Genomic DNA, 8927 nt, shown 5'->3' with positions numbered 1-8927 from the left:
GGCCGCCCGTGCGGAGCCACTCTTGGGAATTGCGCCTGATCTCGTCGAGCTGAGCGCGTGTAAAGCAGCGCCGCCGCTCGAAGTGGGTGCCGACCCGGGCCTCTTTCCGGCACACGACCGCGTCGCTCGTCGTGCCGGGCTGCTGTGGCTGGACCTGGACGGTCCGGACCGAGTCGGGCGGGGGCGACGTCGCAGACAGCGCCGGCCATTCGGCCAGCGTCGGCGCGTTCGGGTCTGCGGGTGGCGCCGATGCGCAGGCCGTCAGCAGCAGCGCCGCGATGACGATCAGCACCGGCGCGCAGAGTGCTGTCGTGATGAGGCACGCGCGCGAGGCCAGATCGATCGCACACCCGTAGCGATTCGCGAACACCACGACGTTCTGCGCCGTGGGCAACGCGGCCATCGCGACCACCACCGCGAGCGGCAGGCCGTCGAGCCCCACCGCGGCGCCCACCAGGAAGGTGAGCAGCGGGTGCACCACCGCTCGCGAGATCGTGGCAACCACGAGCGGCACCGTCAGCCCGGCGTGATCGACATCGGCGCCCACCTTCCGCGCGCCCACGAGCGACATGCCGAGGGTGAGCAGCGCGAGCGGCGGTGCGGCCGCGCCCACCAGGTCGAACGGCGCGAGCGCCACGTCCGGCATCCGCCACGGCAGCACCGCCAGCACGAGCCCCAGCAGCGCGCCGATGGTGAGCGGGTTGCGCAGCGCCATGAGCACCGGGTTGCGGCGAACTCGGCCCCAGCCCGAGGCACCGCCGTCACCTTCGCCGGCCAGCGCATCGGCGCTTCCTGAGGCGGACCGGGAGGAGAGGCGCACAGGTGTCGCGTCCGGTGCCCGGTCCAGGATCGCGAAGGACACCGGCCCCATGATGAGGAGCTGCACGAGCATCGTGGGCACCACCGCGAGCGCGTCCCCAAACAGATAGACCGCGAGGGGGATGCCCAGGTTGCCGGCGTTGACGTAGGCGCCCGACAGGACCGTGATGGTGGCGCGGCCGGACGGCAGGCGCAGCACCCAGCGCGCGACCGCGGCGAGCACCAGCGCGAGTGTCAGCGTGACGCCCCACGTGACGGCGGCGCCGGTGGACAGCAGGCGCGAGAGATCGGCACGCGCGACAGTGCTCAGCAGCAGGGCCGGCCCCGCGACCGAGAAGCACACTGTAGCGAGCACCTCCCGCGACCGCTCCGGCAGCCAGCCGCGGGATTGCAGCAGCCAGCCCGCCGCGACAACCAGCCCCATGGTGGCGATCGCCGCGAGCACGTCGTTCACGACACGTCACCGTCGACGTAGAGCCACTGGCCGCCCTCGCGCACGAACCGGCTCGTCTCGCGCATCGTCCTAGGTAGACCCTCGCCATCCCGCCACAGCGCGGTGAACGTCACGGTGGCCCTGGCAGGGTCCTGGGGGTCCATCACGAAGGCCGCCACGGTGAGCCCGAGCCACGTCTGCCCGCCCAGCGCAAGAGCGGTGGGCCGAGTGGAGGGGTGCCACGTGCACAGCAGGTAGCGCTCGTCCTCGCGCACGTAGGCGGTGTACCGGGACCGCATGAGGGCCGATGCGTCCGTCGCCTCGCGCTCGCCGCGCAGCAGCGGGCGGCAGCACTCGGCGTAGGGGTCGCCCGTGCCGCACGGGCAGGGGAGCGCCATCAGCCGGCCTGGCCGCGCGGGCGGGGCCGGCCGCAGGACGTCACGCCGCCATCTCCTCGCGCGCGAGGCGCGTGAGCGCGTGCACGTCATCGACGGTGGTGTCCCACGAGCACATCAGCCGCACCTCGACCGTCTCGGGGGTCGTGCCCGGCTGCCAGTCGTAGAAGCGGTACGCCGCGCGCAGGCGGGCGGCGATCGCGCGGGGGAGCTCGACGAACACGGCGTTCGCCTCGGTGGGCTGCGTGAAGCGGATCGCCTGCTCGGCGGCGAGCGGCTCGAGGCACTCGCGCAGGCGCGTGGCCATCGCGTTCGCGTGACGCGCGTTGCGCAGCCACAGCGCGTCGCCGGCGTCGTCCACGGAGGTCAGCAGCGCGGTCAGCTGAGCCGAGACGTACCGCATCTTGGAGCCCAGCTGCATGGTCTGCTTGCGCAGGTGCAGCAGCTCAGAGGCGAGGCGCTCGCGCAGGTCCCCGGCGAGCACCACGACGGCCTCCGCGCCCATCGCGCCGTTCTTGGTGCCGCCGAAGGACAGCAGGTCCACGCCCGCGGTGGCCTCGGCGAGCGAGACGCCCAGCGCGGCCGCGCCGTTGGCGATCCGGGCGCCATCAAGATGCACCCGCATGCCAGCGGCGTGCGCGGCGTCGGTGAGTGTCCGCATCGCGTCGAGCGAGTAGACGGTGCCCAACTCGGTCGACTGGGTCACGGACAGCACCAGCGGCTGTGCGCGGTGCTCGTCGCCCAGGTCGCCCACCCAGCGCTCGATCGCGCTCGCGGTCAGCCGCCCATCGGGTGCCGGAGCCTGCAGGATCTTCAGGCCTCCGACCCTCTCGGGGGCGCCATTCTCGTCGACGTTGATGTGCGCGTGCTCGGACGCGACCACCCCGCCCCAGCGCGGGGACAGCGCCATCAGCGACACCACGTTCGCCCCGGTGCCGTTGAAGACCGGGAAGCCCAGCGCATCGGCGCCCCACACCTCGGCGACGGCGTCATCGAAAGCCGCAGTAGCCGCATCGGCCCCGTAGGCGGGCTCGTGCCCACCGTCGGCGGCGGCGATCGCGGCCATCACCTCCGGGTGCACGGAGGCGTAGTTGTCGGAGGCGAAGTGGCGGCTGTCAGTCACCCGACGAGTCTCCCACGCGGCTACGCGGCGATGTCGCGCACCCAGGAGGGGCCGTCGGTCTGGAAGCCCATGCGGCGCATGTAGTCCCGGTCCAGCTCGTCGCGCACCGGCACCCGCAGCCGCGTGAAGCCTGCCTCGGCCAGCACGCGCGACTCGCGGTACACGAACTCGCCCGGCGTGAAGTCGCGGAAGCGCTGCTTGACCCAGTCGAGCTCGACCACGCCCTGCCCGTCGCCCTCGTCGCGCACCGCGACCACGCCCACCGCCTCGTCGCCGCGGACCACGAGGAACGTGTGGCGGTTGCCGCCCGCGGCCGTGCCGTGGTCGCCGTCGATGTCGAAGGCGGGCTCGTGGGCCTTGATGTCGTCACCGTGCTCGGCGAGGACGTGGCGCAGGAAGGCGTTGCCCGCGTCCACCGCGAGCACCCGGTAGACCTCCTCGTCGTGGGCCTCGCGATACAGGCGCCACAGCCAGTAGATGTCGATGATGGTGATCGCGAGGTTCATGAACGCGAACTGCCACACCTCGATGATCGCGTTGTAGCCCGTTGCCAAAGCCGCGCCGATGAGGTTCATCCACCGGAATCGCAGCACCCGCGCGACCATGAGCGACCACACGATGAGGATCGACCCGATCCATCCGATCGCCTCCAGCACCACCTGCGTGTCCATGACGTCAGGGTATGCCCCTCAGCAGGGCCGATGCGCGAGATAGGTAGCCGCAGCGCGCGGCCCTCGTAGGCTGGTGCGATGGATCGGGGCAGCGTGCGTGCGGACGCGTGGGTCTGGGCGGTGCGGCTGACCAAGACGCGCTCGCAGGCCACCGCGGCGTGCAAGGCGGGCCATGTGCGCGTCAACGGCGACCGGGCCAAGCCGTCGACGCCGGTGCGGGTGGGCGACCGGGTCGAGGTGACGCTCGTGCATCCGAACGGACCCGCGCAGGTGCGGATCGCCGAGGTGCGTCAGCTGCTGGTCAAGCGCGTGGGCGCTTCGGTGGCCGCGCAGGCCTACGTCGATCAGTCGCCGCCGCCACCGCCCAAGGCCGAGCGCCCCGCGCCGGTCGCGCTGCGCGAACGCGGCGCAGGCCGTCCCACCAAGAAGGAGCGGCGCGCCCTCGACCGGCTGCGCGGCCGCGGGTCTCGCTAGACGACGCTGCGGCGTGCCACCCGTCCTTCCCGAGCGAAGTGGGCCCGAATCGCTCGCCCAAGGCCTTGGGCGAGCGGAAATCGACCGCGGCGACGGTCGTGCGGAACCCGGCCCGCGCATCGGCCGTCCGCGGTGCTGTGCGCGCGCCAGCGGGACATGAAGGTCAGATCCGGCACTCATGTCCCGCCAGCAGTCGCTGGGTGCCGAAAGCGAGAGGAATCCGGCACCCAGTGACTGCCACGGCGCGGGTAGCGCCGAGGGTCAGGCGTTCTGCTTGACCGGTCGCGCGCCCCAGATGCGGTCGAGGTAGTCGACCATCGAGCGGTCCGAGCTGAAGAAGCCCGTCCGCGCGACATTGAGGATCGCGGAGCGCGACCAGGCCTCGTAGTCGCCGTACGCGGCCTCGACCCGGTCCTGGGCGTCCACGTAGGCGCGGAAGTCGGCGAGCGCCATGAAGCGGTCGCGCTCGGTGAGCGACGCGAAGATCGACGCCACGGCTCCGCTCCGGTCGCCGCCGGTGAACGCACCGGACGCGATCAGGTCCAGCGCCGCCTTGAGCTGCGGGTCGGACTCGTAGACCGCGCCCGGGTCGTAGCCGCTGTCCTGCAGCGCGGCGGCCTCCGGCTCGGTCATGCCGAACAGGAAGAAGTTGTCGTCGCCCACCAGCTGGCGGATCTCGACGTTCGCGCCGTCGTCCGTACCGATGGTCAGCGCGCCGTTCAGGGCGAACTTCATGTTGCCGGTTCCGGACGCCTCCTTGCCCGCGAGCGAGATCTGCTCGGACAGGTCGGCGGCGGGGATGAGCGTCTCCGCGAGCGTGACGTTGTAGTTCGCGGGGAACGCGATCTTGAGGCGGCCCTCGAGGCTCGCGTCGCCGTTGATCGTGGCGCCCACCGCGTTGATGAGCTCGATCGTCTCCTTGGCGCGGACGTAGCCCGGAGCGGCCTTGGCGCCGAACACGAAGGTGCGCGGCGTCACCTCGCTGAGGGGGATGCGCCCCGAGGTGATGCCCTCGTACAGGCTCACGATGTGCAGCAGCTTGAGCGACTGCCGCTTGTACTCGTGCAGGCGCTTGACCATGGCATCCACCATCGCGTCGCCCGCGATCTCGATCCCGTCGCGCTCGCGCAGCACGTTCGCGAAGCGCACCTTGTTGGCACCCTTGATCTCACGGAAGCGGCGGCGGAACTCGGGGTCCTCGGCGAGAGGCTCGAGCTCGCGCAGGCGCTCCAGGTCCGTGACCCAGCCGTCGCCGATCGCCTCGGTGATGAGGCCGGACAGGCCGGGGTTCGACATCCGCACGAAGCGGCGCGGGGTCACGCCGTTGGTGACGTTGGTGAACTTGTCCGGCCACATCTCGGCGAAGTCGTGCAGCACCTTGTCCGCGAGCAACTGCGAGTGCAGCTCCGCGACGCCATTGACCTTGAAGCTGGCGACGGTGGCGAGGTGGGCCATGCGCACGGCGCGCTCGGGGTTCTCCGCGATGATCGACATGCGTCGCACCCGCAGCTCGTCGCCCGGGTACGCGGCGCGCACCTCCTCGATGAACTCCTCGTTGATCCGGTAGATGATCTCGAGGTGGCGGGGCAGCAGCCGGCCCAGCAGCTCGACCGACCACACCTCGAGCGCCTCCGGCAGCAGGGTGTGGCAGGTGTAGGCGAACACCTTCTGGGTCACGGCCCAGGCGTCCTCCCAGGTCCAGCCGCGCTCGTCGATCAGCAGGCGCATGAGCTCGGGCACCGCGATCACGGGGTGGGTGTCGTTCAGCTGCCACGTGATGCGGTCGGGCAGGCGGGCGAGGTCGAAGTCGTCGGGCAGCACGTTCTCGAGGAAGTCGCGCAGCGACGCGGCGACGAAGAAGTACTGCTGCTGCAGGCGGAGCTCCTTGCCCTGGGGCGTGGAGTCCTCGGGGTAGAGCACCTTCGAGATGTTCTCCGCGAACGTGCGCGCGCGCACCGCCTCGACGTAGTCGCCGGCGTTGAACTCCTGCAGGTTGAAGCCCTCGGTGGCCTTCGCGCTCCACAGCCGCAGCGTGTTCACGCGGCCGTTGCGGTAGCCGGGCACCATGTAGTTGTAGGGCACCGCGGTGACGCGCCACTCGGGCGTCCAGGTGCGGCCCGCATCGGCGTCCGCGGTCTCGCCCGGGGCCGAGGTCGTGCCGCCGAACCACACCTCCACCGCGTTCTCGGGGTGGGGCAGCTCCCACGGGGAGCCCATGCGCAGCCAGGTGTCCGGCTTCTCGACCTGCTTGCCGTCGACGAAGCTCTGGCGGAAGATGCCGTACTCGTAGCGGATGCCGTAGCCGATCGACGGCACGTTCAGCGTCGCGAGCGAGTCGATGAAGCACGCCGCGAGGCGGCCCAGGCCGCCGTTGCCCAGTCCCGGCTCGATCTCGAGGCCGCGCAGGGCGTCGATGTCCACGCCCAGACCATCGAGGGACTCGCGCGCGACGTCCTCGAGGTCGGCTGCCAGCATCGCGTTCTCCAGCTGCGGGCCCAGCAGGAACTCGGCGGACAGGTACGCGACCGTCTTCGCCTGATCCTGGTACTGGTTGCGCAGCGTCTCGAGCCACCGGGTCATGAGGTAGTGGCGCACGGTGCGCGCGAGAGCGAGGTGCTTGTCGTTGTCGGACGCGCGGTCCAGGTCCACGCCCTGGCCGAAGTTCAGCTCGCGCAGGAAGGCGCGGGTGAAGCTCTCGACGGACTTCTCGGGGGCGGCGACGGGAGGGGTGTTTGCGTTCACCAGCACAGGTTAAGCGCTTGCGGCGGCCCGCGGCGGGCCGGAAGTCATGTATTCACCTGGCGGAAACATGGCCTCGTGCTTACGCGGCGGTTCCTCGTTCGCTTCACCCCCGCTTTCACGCGACACGGATCCATCTCGATGCTCGAAGAGCTAGGGCAGGCCAGAACGCACCGCGGGGGCGTGCGCAGGGCCGATGCGCGGGCTGGGCATCCGCCCGCCCTCACTCCCAGCGGCTGCGGCTGGTGCCGGGGATGGGACCCTCGAGACGGCGGCGCTGCCCCTCCGCGATGACGGCGTCCATGTGCTCGGTCTCATGCGCGTGAGAGCGTGACAGCACCACCAGGCCCACGAAGGCCGATCCCGCCGCCAGCGCGACGGTTCGCACCGTGGGGAAGACCCATGCCGGCAGCGAGGGTATCGAGCACAGGTCGTCGCGCAGGCCCTCGCACCCCAATGCGGAGCCCGACCAGATGACCAGCCCGCCGGCCGCGATGAACACGGCGAGCGCGGTCCAGGACAGGGCGCTTACCCGGTGAGCGAAGCGCTCACGGCCGCCCATGGCCTCGATTCCGTACTCGCTCAGCAGGTAGTCGCGATTCGCGCGGTGCAGCCCGGCGAGCCGGACCTTCGCAGCCACCCACGTCCCGGCCCCCGTGCTCACCAGCCCGAGCGCCAGGATGAGCGAGCCCGGGTTGTCCCACACCAGCAGCTGGCCCGCCGACAGGAGGAGGAGCAGCAGCCCCATCGCGGTGACCCAGATCGCCACGAAGCGCACGAGATGTGCGCCGGTGGTGCCGGTGAACGGCAGCGGCGCGCCCGAGGTCGTGGTCGAGCCCTCCACACTGCGACCCTAGGGGGAAGGAGCCGAGCCCGACGGCGCGCGCTCATGCGCGGGCAGCGCAGGCCCGTACTGCTGCTCCTTGACGCGCTCCAGCAGCTGCTCCGTCAGGATGCGGTTGGTCTTCATGAGGTCGGACAGCACCCCCAGCGCGAGGGCGAGGCCGGCTCCCACCAGTGTGATCGTGCCGAAGATCAGCGACTGGATGTGGTTGCCGTCGTTGCCCACGGCGCGCAGGATCCCGAACCGCACGAATGGCGCGACGCCCACGAGCCCGAACACCACGGCCAGCGTCGCGAACACCCCCCACGGCCGGTACATGATCGAGGCGCGAATGATGGCCTGAGCGGAGCGGAGCATGTGCTCGAACACGTTCCGGAACAGTCGCGACTCGCGGGTCTTGGCGTTGGTGTGGATGGGGATCGAGACGATCGCGAGCCGCTTGTCGCCGGCCTGGATGATGGTCTCCATCGTGTAGCTGAACTTGGTGACGAGGTTGAGGCGGTACAGCGCGTGGCGCGAGTACGCGCGAAACCCGGAGGCCGCATCGGGCAGCCGTGTCCCCGATGCCCGGCTCACGACCCACGACCCAAAACGCTGCATCGACTTCTTGAACGGCGAGAAGTGCGCGATCGTGTGGGTCTGGCGGTCGCCGATCGCGATGTCGGCCTCGCCCAGGACCAGGGGCCGCACCAGGTCGCCGATGCGCTCCTGCGGGTACTGGTTGTCGCCGTCCGTGTTGACCACGATGTCCGCGCCGTTCGCCAGCGCATAGTCGATGCCGTCGCGGAAGGACTGCGCCAGACCCATGGTGCGGGCGTGGCGGATCACCTGGGCGCCGTGCTCGCGGGCGATGCGTCCGGTGGCGTCCGAGGAGCCGTCGTCGATGACCACGACGCGGATCTCGTCGATGCCGTCGATGCGTGTCGGGATGGAGTCGAGGACGGCGGGAAGCGTCGCCTCCTCGTCGAGGCACGGGATCTGGACGAAGAGCTTCACGGGGCCAGCGTAGTCACCGCGTGGAGTCCGGGGTCCGGGCTGCACGGCGCTTGCGCACGGCCGCCACGATGGGTCCGGCGACGAGGGCGAGCACGATTCCGCCGAGCGCTCCCGCGGCGGCGATCCCCGCGATCTCGCTGTCCGCGATGACGGCCGCGAGGTCCTCGCCGAACCAGCGCGCGCCCACGTACCCGCCGAGCGCTCCGGCGACGATGCCCACGATCGCGCCGCCGTCCAGCAGCGGGTGGATCTTCACAGCGCCGTAGCCCAGGAAAGCCCCGAGCACGGTCCCCATCAGCAGCAGCATCGACGCACCTCCGTCCCACATCGTGGCACAGGGCCCGTGCCGGGGGACCGAGCCGCGCGGGGGTTCAGATCCGCGCGCGCGAAGAGATGGCCCCCACCAGCGGGCGCGGTCGAATCTCCTGGACGT

The 8927-nt window shown here is 70.9% G+C and carries 9 protein-coding genes; 1 reads left to right on the top strand and 8 read right to left on the bottom strand.

Translation table 11 applies throughout. The annotated features are described in order from the left end of the window. The 4 genes from QZ483_RS11050 to QZ483_RS11035 all read right to left on the bottom strand — a co-directional run. Positions 1 to 1273 (bottom strand): AEC family transporter (locus QZ483_RS11050; protein ID WP_297083954.1); only part of this gene is annotated, 1273 nt, incomplete at its 3' end. Continuing rightward, entirely contained in the window at positions 1270 to 1650 is a 381-nt protein-coding gene (locus tag QZ483_RS11045) for a YchJ family protein (RefSeq protein WP_297083951.1), read from the bottom strand. The genes QZ483_RS11045 and QZ483_RS11050, both read right to left, overlap by 4 nt. A gap of 40 nt (positions 1651 to 1690) precedes the next feature. Then, positions 1691 to 2770, bottom strand: coding sequence for a low specificity L-threonine aldolase (locus QZ483_RS11040; RefSeq protein ID WP_297083950.1), 1080 nt, complete (start codon positions 2768 to 2770; stop codon positions 1691 to 1693). A 20-nt stretch (positions 2771 to 2790) separates the two neighbouring features. Beyond that, a complete protein-coding gene (locus QZ483_RS11035; RefSeq protein ID WP_297083948.1) occupies positions 2791 to 3441 on the bottom strand; it encodes a hypothetical protein in 651 nt (216 codons plus the stop codon). A gap of 78 nt (positions 3442 to 3519) precedes the next feature. Between QZ483_RS11035 and QZ483_RS11030 the strand changes: the two genes are divergently transcribed. Then, a complete protein-coding gene (locus QZ483_RS11030) occupies positions 3520 to 3915 on the top strand; it encodes an RNA-binding S4 domain-containing protein (protein ID WP_297083946.1) in 396 nt (131 codons plus the stop codon). Between the two features lie 261 nt (positions 3916 to 4176). On the opposite strand, the gene QZ483_RS11025 is transcribed toward QZ483_RS11030, so the two are convergent. The 4 genes from QZ483_RS11025 to QZ483_RS11010 all read right to left on the bottom strand — a co-directional run bounded on the left by QZ483_RS11025 (position 4177) and on the right by QZ483_RS11010 (position 8801). Further along, entirely contained in the window at positions 4177 to 6657 is a 2481-nt protein-coding gene (locus tag QZ483_RS11025; protein ID WP_297083943.1) for a glycogen/starch/alpha-glucan phosphorylase, read from the bottom strand. Positions 6658 to 6877: 220 nt separating this feature from the next. Continuing rightward, complete coding sequence (locus QZ483_RS11020; protein ID WP_297083941.1) at positions 6878 to 7498, bottom strand: hypothetical protein; 621 nt, start codon at positions 7496 to 7498, stop codon at positions 6878 to 6880. A 9-nt stretch (positions 7499 to 7507) separates the two neighbouring features. Next, on the bottom strand, positions 7508 to 8494 hold the full coding sequence (locus tag QZ483_RS11015) for a glycosyltransferase family 2 protein (RefSeq protein ID WP_297083938.1): 987 nt from the start codon (positions 8492 to 8494) through the stop codon (positions 7508 to 7510). A 13-nt stretch (positions 8495 to 8507) separates the two neighbouring features. Further along, positions 8508 to 8801: a hypothetical protein gene (locus QZ483_RS11010; RefSeq protein WP_297083936.1), complete on the bottom strand. Its 294-nt coding sequence runs from the start codon at positions 8799 to 8801 to the stop codon at positions 8508 to 8510. Positions 8802 to 8927 lie beyond the last annotated feature (126 nt).

The sequence above is a fragment of the uncultured Demequina sp. genome (assembly GCF_913055775.1).
GTDB lineage: Bacteria > Actinomycetota > Actinomycetes > Actinomycetales > Demequinaceae > Demequina.
The sequence above is the reverse complement of the archived record's forward strand: the minus strand, read 5'-3'. Positions and strand labels throughout refer to the sequence as shown.